15 protein-coding genes are annotated in these 21,799 nt (G+C 47.6%); 11 read left to right on the top strand and 4 right to left on the bottom strand.

What is annotated here, in order from left to right:
- Nucleotides 1-18 precede the first annotated feature (18 nt).
- A complete protein-coding gene (locus tag NBH14_RS18880; RefSeq protein ID WP_186960635.1) occupies nucleotides 19-477 on the top strand; it encodes a hypothetical protein in 459 nt (152 codons plus the stop codon).
- Nucleotides 478-627: 150 nt separating this feature from the next.
- Entirely contained in the window at nucleotides 628-1,473 is an 846-nt protein-coding gene (locus NBH14_RS18875) for an Rpn family recombination-promoting nuclease/putative transposase (protein ID WP_186960634.1), read from the top strand.
- A gap of 78 nt (nucleotides 1,474-1,551) precedes the next feature.
- Here NBH14_RS18875 and NBH14_RS18870 read toward each other — a convergent pair whose 3' ends face one another.
- On the bottom strand, nucleotides 1,552-1,872 hold the full coding sequence (locus NBH14_RS18870; RefSeq protein ID WP_009859892.1) for a DMT family transporter: 321 nt from the start codon (nucleotides 1,870-1,872) through the stop codon (nucleotides 1,552-1,554).
- Nucleotides 1,873-2,023: 151 nt separating this feature from the next.
- On the opposite strand from NBH14_RS18870, the gene NBH14_RS18865 reads away from it, so the two are divergent.
- From NBH14_RS18865 to sov, 7 genes are all read left to right on the top strand, one after another.
- Nucleotides 2,024-2,596 (top strand): Crp/Fnr family transcriptional regulator, encoded by a 573-nt coding sequence (locus tag NBH14_RS18865; RefSeq protein ID WP_128132972.1) that lies wholly within the window; start codon nucleotides 2,024-2,026, stop codon nucleotides 2,594-2,596.
- A gap of 119 nt (nucleotides 2,597-2,715) precedes the next feature.
- Nucleotides 2,716-4,620: a 1-deoxy-D-xylulose-5-phosphate synthase gene (dxs, locus tag NBH14_RS18860; RefSeq protein WP_129696837.1), complete on the top strand. Its 1,905-nt coding sequence runs from the start codon at nucleotides 2,716-2,718 to the stop codon at nucleotides 4,618-4,620.
- Nucleotides 4,621-4,677: 57 nt separating this feature from the next.
- Nucleotides 4,678-6,015 (top strand): Trk system potassium transporter TrkA, encoded by a 1,338-nt coding sequence (trkA, locus tag NBH14_RS18855; protein ID WP_128132973.1) that lies wholly within the window; start codon nucleotides 4,678-4,680, stop codon nucleotides 6,013-6,015.
- An 11-nt stretch (nucleotides 6,016-6,026) separates the two neighbouring features.
- A complete protein-coding gene (locus NBH14_RS18850; RefSeq protein WP_186960633.1) occupies nucleotides 6,027-7,484 on the top strand; it encodes a TrkH family potassium uptake protein in 1,458 nt (485 codons plus the stop codon).
- Nucleotides 7,485-7,496: 12 nt separating this feature from the next.
- Nucleotides 7,497-8,384 carry an SMP-30/gluconolactonase/LRE family protein gene (locus NBH14_RS18845; RefSeq protein WP_250817706.1) on the top strand — a complete coding sequence of 296 codons (888 nt, stop codon included), beginning with the start codon at nucleotides 7,497-7,499 and terminating at the stop codon, nucleotides 8,382-8,384.
- 93 nt (nucleotides 8,385-8,477) lie between these two features.
- On the top strand, nucleotides 8,478-9,068 hold the full coding sequence (gene ruvA, locus NBH14_RS18840; RefSeq protein ID WP_186960631.1) for a Holliday junction branch migration protein RuvA: 591 nt from the start codon (nucleotides 8,478-8,480) through the stop codon (nucleotides 9,066-9,068).
- Between the two features lie 56 nt (nucleotides 9,069-9,124).
- On the top strand, nucleotides 9,125-16,627 hold the full coding sequence (gene sov, locus NBH14_RS18835; protein WP_186960630.1) for a T9SS outer membrane translocon Sov/SprA: 7,503 nt from the start codon (nucleotides 9,125-9,127) through the stop codon (nucleotides 16,625-16,627).
- A 53-nt stretch (nucleotides 16,628-16,680) separates the two neighbouring features.
- Here sov and NBH14_RS18830 read toward each other — a convergent pair whose 3' ends face one another.
- Complete coding sequence (locus tag NBH14_RS18830; RefSeq protein WP_009859900.1) at nucleotides 16,681-17,379, bottom strand: M48 family metallopeptidase; 699 nt, start codon at nucleotides 17,377-17,379, stop codon at nucleotides 16,681-16,683.
- A 112-nt stretch (nucleotides 17,380-17,491) separates the two neighbouring features.
- On the opposite strand from NBH14_RS18830, the gene gpmI reads away from it, so the two are divergent.
- Together gpmI and NBH14_RS18820 are read left to right on the top strand one after the other, a co-directional pair.
- The gene (gpmI, locus tag NBH14_RS18825; protein WP_186960629.1) at nucleotides 17,492-19,015 is read left to right on the top strand and encodes a 2,3-bisphosphoglycerate-independent phosphoglycerate mutase; all 1,524 of its coding nucleotides are present in this window, start codon (nucleotides 17,492-17,494) and stop codon (nucleotides 19,013-19,015) included.
- A gap of 121 nt (nucleotides 19,016-19,136) precedes the next feature.
- Entirely contained in the window at nucleotides 19,137-19,730 is a 594-nt protein-coding gene (locus NBH14_RS18820) for a DUF3109 family protein (RefSeq protein WP_128132977.1), read from the top strand.
- A gap of 171 nt (nucleotides 19,731-19,901) precedes the next feature.
- On the opposite strand, the gene glsB is transcribed toward NBH14_RS18820, so the two are convergent.
- A complete protein-coding gene (glsB, locus tag NBH14_RS18815) occupies nucleotides 19,902-20,867 on the bottom strand; it encodes a glycine N(alpha)-acyltransferase GlsB (RefSeq protein ID WP_009859903.1) in 966 nt (321 codons plus the stop codon).
- Nucleotides 20,868-20,879: 12 nt separating this feature from the next.
- On the bottom strand, nucleotides 20,880-21,707 hold the full coding sequence (gene glsA, locus NBH14_RS18810) for a lyso-glycine lipid O-acyltransferase GlsA (protein ID WP_128132979.1): 828 nt from the start codon (nucleotides 21,705-21,707) through the stop codon (nucleotides 20,880-20,882).
- Nucleotides 21,708-21,799 lie beyond the last annotated feature (92 nt).

Below are 21,799 nucleotides of genomic sequence, written 5' to 3'. Positions count from 1 at the left end.
ATACCATTAAAAATCTCCATGAAATTCAGCCTATTCATTTTCATCTTCTTATTTTTCGCAAATTGTTCGAGCCGCAAACACACCGCTTCCTTTTACCAGCAGACCGACAGCCTGCTGCAAACCAGCCGCCTGACAGTTCAAACGGCCCGAATCCCCGAAAGCCGTGCCAACCTTTCCATTCCGGTCACAGCCCTCAAAGAGTTGCCAGCCGGCGCCGCCTTTATCCAAAAAAGCGGACAGGCAACCGCTGAAATCCGTTTCCTGCATGACACGTTATTTGTCGCTGCTACCTGCGATAGTCTGCAAACGCTCGTCTGGCAATATGAGGAACAATTGGAGAGGCAGTCAAAACAAACAAAAGAGATCAGAAAAGAGGCAGAGAGGAAATCAGACTTACCCAAATACCTGACTGCATTATTTTCCCTCATAATCGCACTAATCATACTCTACAAATTTTCTCCCCACAAATCTGCCTGACCAGTCATATCAGAGGTCATACTCGCCTTCACCGAACCACAAAAACGGACGGAGATACGAAAAAAGTCCCTTCAGAACGATTGTTTATTAAAATAATCTTTACCTTTGTCACATCGTCTGTTATTGGACGACGACCAAAATTCATTAGTTATGGGAAAATTTATAAATCCTTTTACCGACTTCGGTTTTCACCGTATCTTCGGTCAAGAGGTACACAAAGAGTTATTAATTGATTTTCTGAATCAATTATTGAAAGATGAACGTCATATCATTGACATCACTTTCCTGAATCCTATCCAACAACCGGAAACCATAGAGGACCGGGGAGTGATATTCGACATTCATTGCAGAGATGACAAAGGAGGTTGGTTTGTGGTCGAAATGCAAAACGGAGCCCAACCCTATTTTTACGACCGGGGTATTTATTACTTGTCACGGGCTATCAGTAATCAAGGGGAAAAGGGAAAAGACTGGAAGTTTAGCTTATGTCCGGTGTATGGCATATTTCTGTTAAACTATAAGATGGGGATAAACTCCAAATTCCGTACTGATGTTATATTGGCAGACCGTGATACGGGGCGTATGTTTAGCGACAAGATTCGCCAGGTTTATTTGGAACTCCCCTGGTTTACAAAAGAGCCGGATGATTGCGAAACAGATTTTGAACGTTGGTTATATTTATTAAAACATATGGATACATTGGAAAGAATGCCTTTCAAGGCACGCAAAGCCGTCTTCGACAAATTGCTTGAAGTGGCGGATGTGGCTAATCTGAGCAAGGATGAACGTATCCTGTATGATGAAGCCTTGAAACGCTATCGCGATTATAAAAATACGATTGACTATGCGGAAGAGAAAGGTGTGGAAAAGGGGATCAAAATAGGTAAGACTGAGGAACAACGCCTTATCGCTGCCAACTTAAAAAAGCGGGGAGTCAACACAGAAATGATCGCCCAGTGTACAGGTCTGTCAATTGAAGAAATAGACAACTTGTAATCCACTCACTTTATTTATATGGATCAGCAAAGTTCGCGGTGCACCCGAAAACTTTGCTGATAACCAAAATTCAGGAAATCAAACCATCTTCAACCCTATGATGGAGACGATTAAAGTCGTAATAAAAAACAACCGTCCCAAAGTAGCCGGTTCATGAAAAAAAAGAATCCCGACCAACACCGTACCGACAGCTCCGATACCGGTCCATACCGGATAAGCAGTACCTATCGGTAAAGTCTGTGTCGCTTTTGCCAAAAGATACATACTCAGAGTTACGGAGACCACAAATCCTATTCCCCACAGATAATATTCATTCCCTACCGTCTCCTTGGTCTTACCCAGACAAAAGGCAAAACAGACCTCCAATAATCCCGCAACAATCAATATAATCCAACTCATAAACTCCGACATTTAAAATTTGGCTGCAAAGTTAAGCTGCCCCCTCTCACCGGCTCTTTACATTTGATAAGAAATAACGGCAGAAGGTTGCAAACAAATTCCTTTTTCAAAGGTAACTTTTAGTACTTTTGTAAAAACAATTGGATACCCGATGGATATACATGAGATCATAAACAAAATATACCCGATGCCGGAATCTTCAGTGGACAAGCTGAAGAGGCTCTTGTCAAAGGTTACATATCCTAAAGGCCACCTCATATTGGAAACGGGCAAAACCGAGACAAATCTGTTTTTTATCGAGAAAGGGATTGCAAGGGCTTATATCCCTGTCGACGGCAAAGAAGTAACCTTTTGGATCGGCCGGGAAGGTAGCACCATCGTTTCATTGAAAAGCTACGTGAACAACCAGCAGGGATATGAAACTGTCGAACTGATGGAAAACTCGGTGCTGTATATGCTGAAACGCAAAGAACTCTATGAGTTATTCGAAGAAGATATACATATTGCCAACTGGGGACGTAAATTTGCAGAAACAGAATTCCTGCAAACAGAGAAAAGGCTTATCTCCCTCCTGTTTACAACCGCATCCGAACGTTACAGGGAACTGCTGAAAGACAATCCGGATTTACTGCAAAGAATGCCGCTGGAATGCCTCGCCTCCTATCTGGGAATCACCCCGGTAAGCCTTAGCCGGATAAGGGCGAAGCTAAAACGAGAGTATTAAAATAAAATTCAATTTATTCGACGAATTACCCCAATCCGGCTACGGGAAATAGAAAATGCGCTGCCAAAACTATTTTATGTGCCGTTAATTCTTTACATTTGCCACAAAAATTAGCGGACATGATAGATTGCAAGGATGAACATATATTAAACGTCATTAATTATCCCGAGGATTTACGCAAGTTGCCTCAGGAGAAATTGGGCGAGGTATGTGAAGAGTTGCGGCAATACATAATAGATATACTTTCTGAAAACCCCGGCCATCTGGGAGCCAGCCTCGGTACTGTCGAACTGACCGTCGCCCTGCATTATGTCTTCAATACGCCCTACGACCGGATCGTTTGGGACGTCGGACATCAGGCTTACGGGCACAAAATCCTGACCGGACGTAGGGAGGCTTTTCATACGCTCCGGAAATTCAAAGGAATCAGCGGTTTCCCCAACCCGGGAGAAAGTGAGTATGACGCTTTCATTGCCGGACATGCCTCCAACTCCATTTCGGCAGCCATGGGTATGTCGGTCGCCTCGGAGCTGAAGGAGGAACACGACCGCCACGTAATAGCTGTGATCGGCGACGGGGCAATGACCGGAGGACTGGCCTTCGAAGGGCTGAACAATGCCTCTGCCAACCCCAACAACCTGCTGATTATCCTCAACGACAACGATATGGCTATCGACAACTGTGTCGGAGGATTGAGCCAGTATCTGGTTGACATCACAACCAGCCAGGCCTACAACAAAATGCGTTACGATGTGTACCGCGGCCTGCGGAAGATGAAGCTCATCAACAATGACCGCCGGGGGAATATCCTGCGCTTCAACAACAGCCTGAAAGCACTGCTCACCCAACAACATAATCTGTTTGAAGGTTTCAGCATCCGTTACTTCGGCCCCGTAGACGGGCACGATGTGAACTACATGATAAAGCTACTGAACGATATAAAAGATTTGCAGGGCCCCAAGCTGCTGCATATCAAGACAAAGAAAGGAAAAGGGTTCAAGCCTGCCGAGGAATCGGCTACCGAATGGCATGCACCGGGCAAGTTCAACAAGGAAACAGGCCAGCGCATCATCGTGCACAACCTGGATGAGCCGCAATTGTATCAGGACGTTTTCGGACATACGCTGGTGGAACTGGCGGAAAAGGATGAGCGGATCGTGGGTATCACTCCCGCCATGCCGACCGGAAGTTCCATGATCTATATGATGAAGGCATTCCCTCAACGGGCCTTCGATGTCGGGATAGCCGAAGGTCACTCGGTGACTTTCTCCGCCGGACTGGCGAAAGAAGGAATGATCCCGTTCTGCAATGTCTACTCCTCTTTCATGCAGCGGGCATACGATAACCTGATACACGACGTCGCCCTGCAAAAACTGCATATGGTGATCTGCCTGGATCGTGCCGGACTGGTTGGCGAAGACGGCGCCACGCACCACGGAGTGTTCGACCTGGCTTACCTCCGTCCGATACCCAACCTGACGGTTGCCTCGCCACTCAACGAGTTGGATTTGCGGAACCTGATGTACACGGGTTACAAGGAGGCTACGGGCACGTTCGTGATCCGTTATCCGCGAGGGAAAGGCGAGAAAAAGGACTGGCGTAACGAAATGCATGTCCTGCCCATCGGAAAAGGAAAGAAATTGAGCGAAGGAGACGATATAGCTGTTTTATCTATCGGACCGATTGGAAACGAAGTGATAAAAGCAATTGAAGAAGTAGCCGGTGAAGGAATATCGGTTGCACATTATGACATGATTTACCTGAAACCGATCGATGAAGAATTACTGGACGAAATAGGCAAAAAGTTCAAACGCGTCATTACCGTAGAGAACGGTGTAGTAAAGGGCGGACTGGGTAGTGCGGTTCTTGAATTTATGGCAGACAACGGATATACTCCGCGGGTGAAACGCATCGGTATACCCGACACATTCATTGAACACGGGTCGATCCCCGAGTTATACAAATTGTGCGGCTTGGATGCCGGCAGCATAGCCGGAGAAATCCGAAAGATGATGAACGATTAATTATTAATGACGATTTGCCGGACGATGCGGCAGGTGGAATGAGTAACAATTGATAAAATGAAGATTATTATTGCCGGGGCAGGCGAAGTGGGTACGCATCTTGCTAAGATGTTATCTCAGGAAAAACAGGATATCATCCTGATGGACCCGAGTGAGGAACGGTTGAACATCACCAACACCAATATGGAGATACTTCCTATGGTTGGTAATCCGACTTCGATCCGCGACCTGGAAGAAGCCGGCATAAAAAAAACAGACCTGTTCGTCAGCGTTACTCCGGAAGAGACAACGAATATTGCGGCAAGTATCCTGGCTTCCAAGCTGGGAGCACGCAAAACTCTGGCACGTATCAACAACTACGAATATCTGTTGCCTAAAAACAAAGAACTGTTCGAGAAGCTGGGCATCCACTCGATGATCTATCCGGAAATGCTGGCAGCCAAAGAGATCGTCAACGCGATACGCCGCCCGTGGACACGCCAGTACTGGGAACTGTTCGGAGGAGCCCTGATCCTGATCGGGGTGAAGGTTCGCGAAAACTCCCGCCTGGTGAACAAACAATTGGCCGAACTGCTGAACGAACAAAAGCTGTACCATATCGTTGCCATCAAAAGGCAATATGAAACGATTATCCCCCGCGGTACCGACCTTGTCCTGCCCGGCGATATCGTTTTCTTTACGACGACCAAAGAACATATCAAAGACGTGCAGATGCATGCCGGCAAAAAAGACCCGGAAGTAAAGAAGATCTTTATCATGGGAGGCAGCCGCATCGCTATCCGCACCAGCCAGTACCTGCCGAACAATATCCGCGTAAAGATACTGGAAACAAACAAAGAGAAAAGTCACCGCATAGCCGAAGTAGTACCAAGTAATGTCCTGATCATCAACGGAGACGGACGCGACACGGAGTTACTGATGCAGGAAGGGATCAAAGACGCACAGGCGTTTGTCGCCCTCACCGAGAATTCGAGTACGAATATCCTGGCTTGCCTGGCTGCCAAACGTTTCGGCGTATTCAAGACAGTCGCCAAGATCGAGAATATCGACTATATCCCGCTGGCCGAGAATATGGATATCGGTTCGGTAATCAACAAGAAGCTGATTGCCGCCAGTCATATCTATCAGTTCCTGCTGGATGCCGATGTGTCGAACGTGAAGTTCCTGACCTTTGCCAATGCCGACGTGGCCGAGTTGGTGGCACGCCCCGATTCGAAGATCACCCGCAAACAGGTGAAAGACTTGCACCTGCCGAAAGACCTGACGCTGGGCGGACTGATACGCGACGGCGAACCGATGATGATTAAGGGTGACACACAGATACAGGCATACGACCACGTGGTGGTATTCTGCCTGGAGACTGCCATGCGTAAACTGGAAGATTATTTTAATTAGTATGTTTTAGTATGTTACTGAATATACGTTTCATAATAAAAATGCTGGGGATGATGTGCATCCTCGAAACACTGTTTATGCTGATGGCGACAGTGGTCGCTTTCCTGTACAAAGGAGGCGATTTCTACCCGTTGCTTATCTCCAGCGGAATCCTGTTCGGGGTCGGCATATCGCTCTATGCCATCGGTTTCCGTGCAAACGAATACACTGCCGGCCGCCGGGAAGGGATGCTGACGGTTTCATTAACCTGGATATTGCTCTCCCTGCTGGGAATGTTGCCTTTCTACCTGGGAGGATATATCGACAATATAACGGATGCTTTCTTCGAGACCATGTCGGGATTCACAACCACCGGATCGACCATTCTCACCGATATAGAGGCACTGCCTAAAGGCGTCCTGTTCTGGCGAAGTCTCACCCAATGGCAGGGAGGTATCGGTATGATCGTATTTACCGTAGCGTTGATGCCTATCCTGGGAGGCGGAGCGACACAGATGTTTAATGCCGAAACGCCGGGGATCACACACGAACGGTTCCGTCCGCGTGTAACACAGGTAGCGAAACGCCTGTGGGGTGTTTATGTGTTCCTTACCGTCCTGCTGATCGGGTTGTTATGGATAGGCCCGATGAATTTATATGACGCGGTAAACCATGCCCTGACAGCGATTTCTACCGGCGGTTATTCCACCAAGAACGCCAGTATCGCTTATTGGCATTCGGCTTATATAGAATATGTTATCACGATATTTATGTTTATCGGGGCGACTAATATCACCCTGATCTATTTCTGTCTGAACGGGAATATAAAGAAGTTGTTTTTCGATGAAGAGTTTCGCTGGTTCTTCTGGTTCGTCCTGATCATGACGGGAATAACAACCGGCTGGATCATGTATCACGGATTCTTTACAGACTTCCCGACAGCTTTCCGGCAGGCTGCATTCCAGGTGGTTACGCTGGTTTCGACCTGCGGATTTGCGACAGAGAATTATATTCCCTGGGGGCCTTTCTTCTGGATGATCGCCCTGATACTGATGTTCATCTGCGGTTGCGCTGGCTCGACCTGCGGAGGGCTGAAGATGGGACGTTTCGTGATCCTTTCCAAAAACCTGTTCAACGAATTCAAGAAACAAACCCATCCACATGCCATTATCCCGGTAAGGATGGATTCACATATCGTATCCGGCGAGGTCGTACACCGCGTACTGGCTTTCGCCTTTGCCTATATGTCACTGATCGTACTCAGCTGTATCGTGCTGATGCTCGACGGGTTGGGTTTTGAAGAGTCGATCGGTGCTGCCGTCTCAGCCATCAGCAATGTCGGACCGGGACTTGGCAAACTGGGGCCGGTAGACAACTTCTCGGAAGTTCCGGTGGTATCCAAATGGTTCCTTTCCTTACTGATGATGACAGGACGTTTGGAGATATTTACTGTATTGACATTACTTGTTCCGGGATTCTGGAAACAATAAAATAGATTTGATATGAAAACACGTACAATGTTCCTTACAATCATGAGTTACCTGTTCGTAGGACTGGCAGCCGGCGCACAGACCTCCGCACAGCGGGAAACAGCCGATTTACTGCCGGAAGGTACTTTCACCAACGGAATAGAAGGTCCGGCCACCGACAAAGCCGGCAATCTGTATGCCGTTAACTACGGAAAAGAAGGAACGATAGGCATTGTACGTCCGGACGGCTCGCACGAATGTTTCGTGACGCTCCCCGAAGGTTCGACAGGCAACGGCATCCGCTTCAACAAGGCCGGAGACATGCTGGTTGCCGATTATACCGGTCATAATATCCTGAAAGTCGACATGCAGACCAAAGCGATCAGCACGTATGCACATGAGTCCCGGATGAACCAGCCCAACGACATCGCCCTCGCTCCGAGCGGCAATATCTATGCCAGCGATCCGGACTGGCCGAACCAGAAAGGGCAACTCTGGCTGATCACTCCCGACGGTAAAGTGACCCTGCTGGAAAGCAATATGGGGACGACCAACGGTATCGATGTCAGCCCGAACGGTAAAAAACTTTATGTTAACGAGTCTGCACAACTCAAAGTATGGGTCTATGATATCAAGCCGGACGGGACACTCAAAAACAAACAACTTTTCCACACCTTCGAAGGCTTCGGCATGGACGGAATCCGTTGCGATGTGAAAGGCAACCTGTATCTCTGCCGCTACGACAAAGGAACGGTAGCCGTTATAAATCCGAAGGGCAAGCTGATCCGCGAAATACAACTGAAAGGCAAAAAGCCCTCAAACATCACATTCGGAGGTCCTGACAACCGCCGCTGCTATGTCACCCTGCAAGATCGCGGCTGCTTCGAAACCTTCACTGCCGAACATCCGGGAAGAGAATAATTATTCACCTATTTGAATATTTCTTTAGGTCTGATATACGCTTTTGCTTAATTTTGCGTTATAATAGGTACGAATAACTAGAAGAGACGCAAAATGATAGAATATATTAAGGGGGATATCGTAGAACTGACTCCCACACAGATGGTAATCGAATGTGCAGGGATTGGCTACGTACTTAACATATCTCTGACCACATACAGCGCATTCGGCGGTAAACCAACCGGGAAAATTTACGTATATGAAGTAATACGTGAAGATGCCCACCTGCTGTTCGGTTTCGCCCAAAAGGCTGAACGCGAGTTGTTTTTATTGCTGACATCGGTATCCGGTGTCGGTCCTAATACGGCACGTATGATCCTGTCATCTCTTCCTCCTTCCGAACTGATCCAGGTTATCGCCAACAAAAACGAAACGGCGCTGACCTCGGTAAAAGGCATCGGACAGAAAACAGCCCAGCGCATCCTGGTCGACTTGAAAAACAAGGTGAAAGCCGGCGATTCGATGGTTGGGACGGGAACAGCTGCCACGGCAGGAAACGGCGCGGTGGCCGAAGAAGCGGTGGCCGCCCTGGTTATGCTGGGATTCCAAAAGGCTGCTTCACAAAAAGCAGTCAGTTCAATACTGAAAACCTCGCCGATGCTGGCTGTGGAACAAGTGATAAAAAGTGCACTCAGAATGCTCTAGACTTGTAGGGGCTGTTCGCGAACAGCCCCTACACAAGTGACAGTTGACAGTTTAAAATGAAAAAGAAGACTCTTAAATATCTTATCTGGGTTACAATACTGCTATTCGGGATCGGCATGCTCTCGCTGAATGCCAATTACCTGACTTATACGGCGTCCTTGCCGGATATCCAGTTGCTTGAAGGACAAGACGACATGCCCGACGGGAAGGATACTGTCCCGGCAACCCGCTATCCGGTATCCAAAACCGTGCCGGAGGGTGATGAAACCTATAAAGACCTCTTGAAAAAATCCCCGGTAGATTTACGCGATCCGGAAAACGTGAAAACCTTCGTTGAATACGATATCAGGACCGGACGATATGTTGTCCGCTCCCGTTTAGGGGAAAAAGACCTGATCACTCCGATCGACCTGAGTCCGGAAGAATATCAGAAATACAGCATGCAGGAATCGCTCCGTTCTTACTACCGCCAGAAAAACGAAGAAGAGTTTCAGAAGGAAGCAGACAAGCAGTTCAACCTGGCAGATATGCAGTTCGGTATCGGTGCGGCAGAACGTATATTCGGTCCCGGAGGTGTACGTGTCAAGACACAAGGGTCGGCCGAAGTCACATTAGGCTTGAAGCGGAACAGCACGAAAGACCCTTCACTCCCTGAACGCGCCCGCAGCAATACCATTTTCAACTTCGACGAAAGTGTGCAGTTGAATGTACAGGCCTCCGTCGGTTCGAAAGTGAATTTCGACATGAACTACAATACGGAAACCTCTTTCGACTTCGATTCCAAAAAGCTGAAATTGGCTTATACGGGCGAAGAGGATGAGATCATCAAATCACTGGAAGCCGGTAACGTGTCGATGACGACAAGCAACTCGCTGATCAACGGCGGAGCTGCCCTGTTCGGTATGAAAGCAGACCTTCAGTTCGGTAAACTGAGGGTGAACGCGTTGTTCGCACAGCAGAACTCGGAATCAAAAACGGTAAACTCCAAAGGTGGCGTACAGACCAAGGATTTTGAACTGAAGATCGACGAGTATGATGCGAACCGTCACTTCTTCCTGGCGCACTACTTCCGCAACAGATATAACGATGCTGTCAGCAAATTGCCTCAGATAAAAGCAACTCTGAATATTACCCGACTGGAAGTTTGGGTGACCAACACAAGAGGCAACTACGATCAGGCTCGTAACATCGTTGCTTTTACCGACATCGGTGAAAACGACGCAGCCTATATGGCAAATCCCGGTGCATTCCCGATTAAGGACGGATCATATCCTGCCAATAATGCGAATGACCTATACAACCAAATGACCACCACCTATTCCGGTGCCCGTCAAATCAGCGATGTAGAAAGCGTATTAACCGGATTCACCGGAGGTTCCGAATACGAAGCCATAGAGAATGCCCGCTTGCTGGATCCGAACTCCGAATATATCTACGACAAACAACTGGGATATCTGTCTTTGAATATGAGTTTACAGGAAGGACAGATGCTGGCCGTGGCCTTTGAATATGAATATTCCGATGCCAGTGGAAAACGGACAGGAAGAGTCGGCGAGTTTTCCGACAGCAATCCGACAAACCCCAGCAACTGTCTGTATGTGAAGTTACTGAGAGGCACGAATATGTCTCCCCCCATGAAGTATTGGGATTTGATGATGAAGAATATCTATTCCCTGGGCGCTTACTCTGTCCAGAAAGAAAAATTCCGCCTGGATGTCATGTACCAAAGCGATACGACCGGTACCTATATAAACTATCTGCCGGAAGCACGTACCGACACGTTGTCCAGACAAATCTGGATACGCCTGATGGGAGCAGACCGCCTGAACGCCCAGAACGAATCGCATCCGGACGGATATTTCGACTTTGTGGAAGGATACACCGTACAGGCGTCCACCGGTAGGGTGATTTTCCCGACCATCGAGCCTTTCGGCTCCAGCTTGAAAGAGAAACTGGAGAAAGTTGTCAGTCCGGCAATTGCTGATAAATATGTATTCCAAGAATTATACGATACGACCCAAACTGCCGCCCGTCAGATCGCTGAAAAGAACAAATTCATCATGCGGGGAGAATATAAGGCCTCTTCCGCATCCGAAATACAATTGGGAGCCAGCAACGTGGCACGCGGTTCGGTACGCGTAACGGCAGCAGGTGCCACACTAACGGAAAATGTGGACTATACGGTCGATTATACGTCGGGAACTGTTACTATCCTGAATGAAAGTATCATTGCTGCCGGAACTCCTGTCAGTGTCTCGCTGGAAAACCAGACGGCCTACAATATGCAGCGAAAAACGATGATGGGACTGGACCTCAACTACCAGTTCAATCCCGACTTCTCGCTGGGGGCCACCATTATGCACATGTCTGAAATGCCGTTGACTACTAAAACGGTATTTGGTGACGAATCCATCAAAAACACCTTGTGGGGATTCAACATCGCCTACAAATCGGAAAGCCAATGGCTGACAAACACATTTGACAAACTGCCGTTGCTGAACCTGACAAAACCCAGCCAGATAGCATTCACCGGAGAATTTGCCCACCTGATAGCCGGCCATTATGAGAACAAATATAGCGGAGGCTACTCTTATCTGGACGATTTCGAATCGACCCAAAGCGGCTTCGACCTGCTGAATCCGTATCCGTGGAAACTCGCCAGCGTGCCTTGGGATAATAGCGCTAATGCCCTTTTCCCTGAAGCAGGCAAAACAAACGATATAGAATATGGTAAAAACCGTGCACTGCTGGCATGGTATTATGTGGACGGGTTATTCAACCGTAAAAATTCCAGTCAGGCTCCGACGCATATCCGTAATGATAAAGAACAATTATCCAACCATTACGTCCGTGCCATTTATGTAGACGAATTGTTCCCGGACAGAGACCAGGGTTACAATGAAACAAGTACGATCCAGGCGCTCAACCTGGCTTATTACCCGAATGAACGTGGTCCGTACAACTTGGATGCCGACTTTGTCAATCCTGACGGAACATTACAAAAGCCGGAAAATCGCTGGGGCGGTATCATGCGTAAGATCGACCAAAGCGACTTCGAAACGGCCAATATCGAATACATCGAGTTCTGGATGCTCGACCCTTATCTCTATGAAGAACAGGAAGGTATTACGGCTAAAGGCGGTGACCTGTATTTCAACCTGGGTGAAATATCGGAAGACGTCCTGAAAGACGGAAAGAAATTCTATGAAAACGGATTACCTATCGACGGTGACAGAAGCAGGGTCGATTCTACCGTCTGGGGACTTGTTCCGAAACAGCAGAGCACGGTCTATGCCTTCGACAATACGTCAGGCGCACGTGCAAGACAGGACGTCGGACTCAACGGTTTGTCGGCAGAGGAAGAACGGGACTATCCGGCATACAAGGAGTTTATCGATAAACTTATGACAAAGTTATCGCCGACAAGAATTGATTCAATGATGCAGGATGAATTCTCGCCTTTACGGAACCCTGGAACTGATAGATACCGTTATTTCCGTGGCTCTAATCTGGATGTCGAAGAAGTTAGTATCCTCGATCGTTACAAACGTTACAATGGTACTGAAGGCAACTCCGCCGAAAGCGGAACTTCAGGAGAACGTTACGACACGTCCGCCTCCAAGAATCCGGATGTGGAAGACCTGAATCAGGATAACACCATGAACAAGAACGAAAAGTATTTCGAATACAAAGTATCTGTTCGTCCGGAAGACCTGAAAGTAGGAAAGAACTTCATCGTGGATATGAAGACAACCTATCCCAGCTTACCAAACGGGGATAACGCAAGCGTCAACAACAGAAACAATCCGGCCAAATGGTACCTGTTCAAAATCCCTGTTAAGCAATACAATCGTACTGTCGGAGCCATCAGCGACTTCAAGAGCATTCGCTTTATGCGCATGTATATGACCCAATTCTCTAAACCGACCGTACTGCGTTTCGGAACATTCGAACTGGTACGCGGTGAATGGCGTTCATACGAGCAGGATCTGTCCGACCCGAAAGTTCCGCCATTATTCAATGGCACACTTGAAGTATCTTCTGTAAATATAGAAGAAAACAGCCGACGGACTCCTATTCCTTATATGACACCTCCGGGAGTAAGCCGTGTAGCAGACCCCAGCCAACCCCAGCTGACCCGTCAGAACGAACAGGCATTATCCATGAAGGTCAGCAACCTGGCCGCCAAGGATGCACGTGCCGTTTACAAAAGTACATATTACGACCTGCGTCAATACAAACGGCTACAACTGTTTACTCACGCAGAAGCATTGCCTGAAGATGCAGATAATTACACATCGCTTGCCAACGGCGATTTGTCTGTATTCATCCGTTTAGGTTCCGACTATAAGAATAATTACTATGAATATGAAGTTCCGTTGCAGGTTACTCAGCCAAACGGTGAACCATACACCGCAGAGTCTATCTGGCCAACCCAAAACACGCTTGACTTCAGTCTCGAAGAGTTGACTACTATCAAACTAAACCGAAACAAAAAGAAACGGGCGGGAGAAAAAGGCATTACGTTCAACACAGTCTATTCGGAACTGGTGAATGGCAACACGATCAGCATCGTAGGTAACCCGAGCCTCTCGGAAGTGAAAACGATCATGATCGGTGTCCGTAACCGACAGAATGTAGTTAAAAGCGGTGAAGTCTGGATAAACGAACTCCGTCTGAGCGAGTTTAACGAAGAAGGTGGTTGGGCGGCCAACGCCAACCTGAACGTGGCTGTTTCCGACTTGGGTACGGTCAATGTGGGCGGACGTATCGAAACAGCTGGTTTCGGTGCCCTCGACCAGTCACTGGCAGAACGCCGCATCGACGACTTCACACAATACAACGTGGCTACTACCATCGAATGGGGTAAATTCTTCCCGGAAAAAGCGAAGGTCAGCATCCCGATGTATTATGCCTACTCCAAGGATCAGACAAAAGCAAAATATAACCCGCTCGATCAGGATATTAAACTGAGTGACGCCCTGGACGCTGTCGACACGAAAGCCGAAAAAGACTCTATCAAGAGTATGGCTGTCGACCAGACCGTCATCAAGAGTATCTCATTCAATAACGTAAGAGCGGATATCCGTAGTAAGACCCCGATGCCTTACGACCCAGCGAACTTCTCGATCGGTTATTCATTCAGCCAGACGAAAACGCAGAATCCGGAAACGGAATATGAAACGACAAAGGATTACCGCGGTAATTTCGCCTACAACTACACACCGTATGCGAAACCGTTCCGCCCGTTCCAGAAGCTGAAGAAGAACAACGGTTACACCCGTTACATCAAGCAGTTCAGCCTGAACTACCTGCCGTCGAACATCAGTTTCCAGACAGCCATGATGCGTAACTATAACGAAATGCAGCTGCGCGACCTGGAAAACACCGGCTACAAACCTGAAGTGACCTTCAGCTCCGAGTTCTACTGGGACCGTGCTTTCAGCCTGCGTTGGGACTTCACGAACAGCCTGAACATGACCTTTACCTCCGGAACAAATGCCCGGATCGAAGAGCCGTATGTACAGGTGAACAAAGAACTCGCCCCTGATAAGTATCAGATCTGGAAAGATTCCGTAAAACAAAGCATCGCCGACCTGGGTACGCCTTTGAAATACGACCAGACATTCAACGTGACCTGGAACATGCCGTTGCAGTATATCCCGGTATTGGATTGGGTAAACAGTTCTATCACTTATAACGCACAGTACAACTGGGACCGCGGAGCCATTACCGACACCGAATATGAGCTCGGTAACACGATTACCAACCAGCGCCAGATCGACTGGCAGGGTAGCCTGAACTTGCAATCGCTTTACAACAAGAACAAGTTCCTGAAGAAAGTGAACCAGAAGTTCTCGGCCACCCGTACCACGACCAAAAAGAAAGAACAGAAAGAGATCAAACTGGAAAGAGATATCCAACTGAATATGGACAGCGGAACAGTCGTACAGCACGGTATGTTCACCAAGAAGGTGCGCATCACCGCCCGTGGAGCCGACGGCAAAGTCTATGCCATCAAATACAAACCGATCAACTTCGCACAGGTAATGATCCTGAACCAGGATACGGCCCATTTGAAACTGACTATCAAGCCGGGTCCGAAAGCGACAGAAGACTTCTTGTACAAAACGGCAGAATATGGCAGCCGCTTCCTGATGATGATACGCCGTATCAATATCCAGTATGCGACGACCGACGGTATGTCGGTTCCGGGATTCTCCCCGATGATCGGTGATATCTTCGGACAGGGACGCTCGCCTTTCGGCCTGACACCGGGACTTGGCTTTGCTTTCGGAGCCGTAAACCGTGACTTCCTCTACGATGCCAAAGACCGCGGCTGGCTGGTTGAAAACACCAGCAATGTCAACCCGGCCGTCATGAGCAGTGCCAAAAACCTGAATATCCGGGCAAACCTGGAGCCTATCACCGGACTGAAGATCGACCTGAATGCCAACCGCGTCGATACCCGCAACACCGATATACAATATATGTATCCCGGTATGCCGGAACTGGCCGGAGGTAACTTTACGATGACGACTGTCGCATTGGGTAGTTTCTTCAAAGGCGTCGGCAATGCAAGTAATAACTATGCATCGGAAACATTCAATAAGTTCATCGAATACCGTGAGACTATTGCGAACCGCCTTGAAAGCCGCTATACAGGAACAACCTATCCGAATTCCGGTTTCTTGGGACAATCTCAATACGGAGGTAAAGAATATAATAAAGAACATGGCGGCGGAGTCAGCCATAACTCGGCCGATGTGCTGATCCCGGCCTTCCTGGCCGCTTATACAGGGAAAGATCCTAATAAGATTTCATCCTCCCCGTTCCCGGCCATCCGCAGCATGCTGCCGAACTGGCGTATCACCTACGACGGACTGATCCGCATTCCGGCCATAAAGAAACATTTCAAGTCGGTCATGCTGACCCATCAGTATCGCTGTACTTACAATGTCGGTGCCTACGAAACCTATTCGACCTGGGTGGATGCCGGACTGGGTGATAACCTCGGATTTACACAGAATGCTTCCGAAGCTCCTACCCCGTCTTCACCTTACTCCATCTCTTCCGTCAGTCTGACGGAGAGTTTCAGCCCGTTGCTGGGAGTGGATGCGACCATGTTGAACAATATCACGATCCGTGCCGATTACACGACTACGCGTAATCTGAACCTGAATATCTCGTCTTACCAGATTGTGGAAGCACTTTCGAATAAGTACACCATCGGACTGGGATATAAGTTCGCCGAGTTCAACAAGATATTGAAGATGAAGAAAACGCGTGATTTCAGTAATGACCTGACCGTGCGTCTGGACTTCTCATACAACAAGATGCAGTCGTTGATCCGTAAGATCGAGGATAGCTTCACACAGGCAACCAGCGGTAACATTGCCAAAACGATCCAGTTCTCAGCCGATTACGGATTGAGCCGTGCACTGACACTGCGTGCTTTCTACGACTTGCAGATCAATGAGCCGCTGATCTCAAATGCATCTTATCCGACATCCAATTCCAACTACGGTGTTGCATTACGGTTCTCACTGGCACAGTAAACGCAATACAACACCGGTGCCTCCCGGCACATAAGGTGCGAAGGAGGAAGGTGTTACAGTATAGAGTATTTCTTCAACTCCTGACGGAGCATTAACGCCCTGTTTTCCGTTATCTCATTCAGGAGTTTCCAGAAACGGTCGCTGTGGTTCATCTCTACCGTATGGCAAAGTTCGTGAAGCAGGACGTAATCGATCAGATGCCAGGGAAGCAACATGAGCGAAAGGGAGAGATTGATACTTTTACGCGTACTGCAACTTCCCCAACGGGTTTTGCTGTTCATGATCCGTACGCTCGTGAAAGTCAATTTATACCGGTCTGCCAACGTCTTCAGACGGTCTGGCAACAGACGTTTTGCCTCATGCCGCAATGCCTTCTCCAGAAAACCTTTCAATATGAGCTGAACCTCGTCCGATTCGAACCGGGTTTCCAGAGGGCAGGCGATATGCAGGATGCTGTTGTCCAATTTCATATAAAAATTTGCACGTTCCGTCCGGAAAATATGTAGCAGGAAAGTTGTTGTTTCCAATCTGGCAGTTTCATTCAGCAACGGACGTGCCGGATGCTTTTTCAGAGCGTTCAGAAGTTTTTGCCGGTTCTCTTCAATAAAGGACAACATTCTCCCCTCATCACCCCCGACCGGCATAGTGGCAGTGATCATTCCCTTTGATATTTTCAGCGTATAACGGGTAGCTCGCGGGGCAGTACGGAGAAGGATGGTTCCCAGATCGTTGTCGTATATCTTCTTTTCCATATCTACCTGCAAAAGTAATACTTTAAAGGCAAATAATATTACATCAGAAATGCTTATCTTTGCGCCCGGTATTAGATATTTAATAAGTATAAACAATATAAACAAGGCAATCATGAGCAAGAAAGCACTTTTACTAATCTGCGATGGCTGGGGAATCGGCGACCGTGGTAAAGATGATGTAATCTACAACACTCCCACTCCTTACTGGGACGAACTGTTGAAAACATACCCAAACTCTCAGTTGCAGGCTTCCGGCGAAAACGTTGGTTTACCTGACGGACAGATGGGTAACTCGGAAGTTGGCCACCTTAATATCGGTGCCGGCCGCATCGTTTACCAGGACCTGGTGAAGATCAATATCGCATGCCGCCAGAACACAATCCTCGATAATCCGGAAATCAAACGTGCTTACAGCTACGCCAAAGAAAACGGCAAACAGATCCATTTCATGGGACTGGTTTCCGACGGTGGTGTACACAGCTCATTGGAACACCTGTTCAAACTGGCCGACATCGCCAAAGAATACGGAATCGACAAAGCATATGTTCATTGCTTTATGGACGGTCGCGACACGGACCCGAGAAGTGGTAAAGGCTTTATCGAACAGCTGGAAAACCACCTGCAAACAACAGGCGGAAAGATCGCTTCCATCATCGGCCGTTACTATGCAATGGACCGTGACAAACGTTGGGAACGCGTAAAAGAGGCTTACGACCTGATCGTGAACGGCACGGGTAAACCTTGCGAAGATATGGTTCAGGCAATGGAAGAGTCATACGCAGAAGGTGTAACAGACGAATTTATCAAACCGATCGTACACGTAGAAAACGGCAAGCCGGTAGCGGCTATCGAAGAAGGCGACGTTGTGATCTTCTTCAACTACCGTAACGACCGTGCCAAAGAACTGACAACCGTCCTGACTCAGCAGGATATGCCGGAAGCCGGAATGAAGACTATTCCGAACTTGCAGTATTTCTGTATGACTCCGTACGATGCTAGTTTCAAAGGCGTTCATATCCTGTTCGACAAGGACAATGTAGAAAATACACTGGGCGAATTTCTGGCATCAGTCGGTAAAACACAGCTGCACATTGCCGAAACAGAAAAATATGCACACGTTACTTTCTTCTTCAACGGCGGACGCGAAACTCCGTTCGAAGGTGAAGACCGTATCCTGGTTCCGTCTCCGAAAGTGGCCACTTACGACCTGAAACCGGAAATGAGTGCTTTCGAAGTAAAGGACAAACTGGTTGAAGCCATCTACACAAAGAAATATGACTATATCGTTTGTAACTATGCAAATGGCGACATGGTAGGCCACACCGGCATTTACTCAGCCATCGAAAAGGCTGTTGTTACTATCGACGCTTGCCTGAACGACACAGTCGAAGCTGCTAAGGCTAATGGTTACGAAGTAATCATCATTGCCGACCACGGTAATGCCGACCACGCTTTGAACGAAGACGGCACACCCAACACTGCCCACTCTTTGAATCCTGTTCCATTCGTTTATGTAACAGAAAACAAAGACGCTAAAGTAGAAGACGGTATCCTGGCAGACGTTGCTCCTTCAATCCTTCATATCATGGGTCTGAAGCAACCGAAAGAAATGACAGGAAAATCATTGATCAAATAAGTATTGTAACCAATAGTAACTTTTCCCCTCTTGAGAGGGGGCAGAGGGTGTGTAAACTTCAATAACAAACCCTCATGTCCTCCCTGAAGAGGGGTATTTATTACCTCTCCCTGATAACAAAATGATCCAAATAGACGACACTCTGGTCAGCCTGGACCTGATCGAGGCAAATTTCATCTGCGACCTTGCCCAATGCAAAGGTATCTGCTGTGTGGAAGGTGATTCCGGTGCCCCGCTTGAGAAAAGCGAGATTGCCAAACTGGAGAAAGCGCTTCCGGTCGTATGGAACGACCTGTCACCCGAAGCCCAAGCAATTATCAACAAACAAGGCGTAGCCTATATCGACTGCGAAGGTGATATCGTCACCTCCATCGTTAACAACAAAGATTGTGTATTTACCTGTTATGACAGCGACGGTACTTGTAAATGTGCTATCGAGAAAGCTTATCGTGAAGGGAAACTGTCCTTTTACAAGCCGGTATCCTGCCATCTCTACCCTGTCCGTGTAACCCAATACAAAGACTTCCGGGCTGTCAACTACGACCGCTGGAAAATATGTAAAGCGGCAGAAATATTAGGACAAAAAGAGAAACTACCTTTATATAAGTTTCTGAAAGAACCGCTTATCCGCAAGTTCGGCGAGAAATGGTATGAAAGCCTGGTCGAAGTAGCTGAGGAGTGGAGAAAACAAAAGGAACAGGAAAAATTGGGTTAGTGCCAACAATAGATGTGCCTGTCTATGGAACACGGATAACGTGTCTTCTGTCAGACTATAGTATAAAGACTGTTTTTGACGTCCTCATAAACATTTTCGAGGACCTCATAAATATTCACGAGGGCGTCAAAAATATTTATGAGGCCCTCGTGAACAGAAATCATCCCTAGGTTATTCCGCTTTTCTTATCAGGTCAGCCGTCTGGCCTTCCTCTTTCAGATAAGTTTCTATATGACGCTTTTTCTTGTCTTCCAGGATCTCATTGATCGCAATCAGAATGCCAGTCTCTTCCACATCCCCAAATTCATGGTTGATGGCCGTCCCGAACACGCGCATCTTCGGTGAAAGGCTCATATAGGCATTCACCAGCGGCGGCACATTGATACCGAATTTACGTACTTCCTGATTCAACACCTTATAATTGTCCTTGAAGTTATCATAACGGAACAACTCCTTCATCTTCTCGATATCCGTATCTGTCTCTAACGGATATACCGGAGTCACCAGTTTATCCGCATCCGGAAAGTGCATCCCCAGAAAATAAAGAATCATATTACGTGCTTCCGTATTATACGTATTATACATCGTCACCTTCCCGAAATAATATTGCAAACTCGGATCGACTACCGATAAGGCTCCCAATCCATCCCACAAATTATCCAACACAAACAATCCTTTTGCGCCGGCACGTGTAGACTGATATTCCAGGGTAACGAAAGAACGGCCCAACTCGACCGTATAAGGAAGGAACTCTTTATTAAACTTTTCCGAGAAATTGAACAGATGCGAAGTAGCCAGCATCGGCTTCCCGTTCTCATCGAACTTGACATCCGAACCGCACAGAAAACGATAACCACCCAGAATCTGCTCATCTTCCGGACTCCAGACAATCAACTGCCGATAAGCGTCCTCCATCGTATCGAACTCGTCGATATCTACCGGGAACCCCGTTCCCCCACCATAGTAACGAAATGCGATTTCCCGCAGACGCCCGATCTCCTGCATCACGTGGGGAGCGTCGTGGGCTGTAACAATATATATTTCATTGTTTGACTTATTCGTGCTGCGAAGTTTCTTTTCTTTCGTCAACTCCGACTTCAGAAGAGCACGATCAATCGGCTTAATAATGTCTTGCATATATTATAGAGTCTATGTTTTCCTGAGATTATAAGCAAGCCCCTTCACCCACTCAGCCCATTCGACCGGCTTCTTGCTGCTATCGAAAGTCTGCCACGGGACAGGCTTGCCAAAATGGATACGGAACGTTTTATGCTTAGACCGGAACATCTCATCCGGCAAATAAATCATTTCATAGTTCATCTTTATACCCAACCTCTTGCGCAGATTTGCCAACCGGTAGAAGAAATTAGAGTTTCTTCCTTCGAAATATACTGGAACGACATCCCGCTGATGTTCGACTGCCTTCTGGATAAACGATTTCTTCCAGTCGGTATCCTGTATCTGTCCGTTTATCTTACGCGAACAAAGTCCTGCGGGGAACGTCACGATCTGATTTTCGGAAGCATAAGCCTCGTCGATCAGCCGTGCATTGTTTTTACCCTGCGCACCATGTTTGTTGATAGGGACAAAGATGGACCTTAGATTTGACAAGTAGAGAAGCAGGTCATTGACCAGGTAACGGATCTTTCCGTCATAATGCTGTCCGATCACTGCCGAGAGACAGATACCGTCAAGCCCTCCCAACGGATGGTTGGAAGCAAAAATATAGCGGCCTTCCGCCGGGATGTTCTCTTCGTTCACCAGTTCCAGGGTCAGGTCAAAATAACCGATCAGTTCCTGCATAAAATCAACCCCATCCTTATCATGATAACGGGTTAGGATATCATTCAGTTCGTCCTGATGAATGGTACGGATCAGATAATTGACAATAAAACCGGGTATTTTACCGGCCACGGAGGGCGCTTTCTGTTGTAATACCTGTTTTACATCAATTTGTGTAATACCTTCTTGTGCCATCTTGCATAACTCTTGTCAGCAGCAAAGATATAGCTAATAATTAAATTTGAATGCATTCGGCAAAAGTTTTTAAGAAGTTTCAAGTACTTAGG

Origin of the sequence: Parabacteroides caecihominis (assembly GCF_023656785.1) — a bacterium.
Classification (GTDB): Bacteria; Bacteroidota; Bacteroidia; order Bacteroidales; family Tannerellaceae; genus Parabacteroides; species Parabacteroides segnis.
The sequence above is the reverse complement of the archived record's forward strand: the minus strand, read 5'-3'. Positions and strand labels throughout refer to the sequence as shown.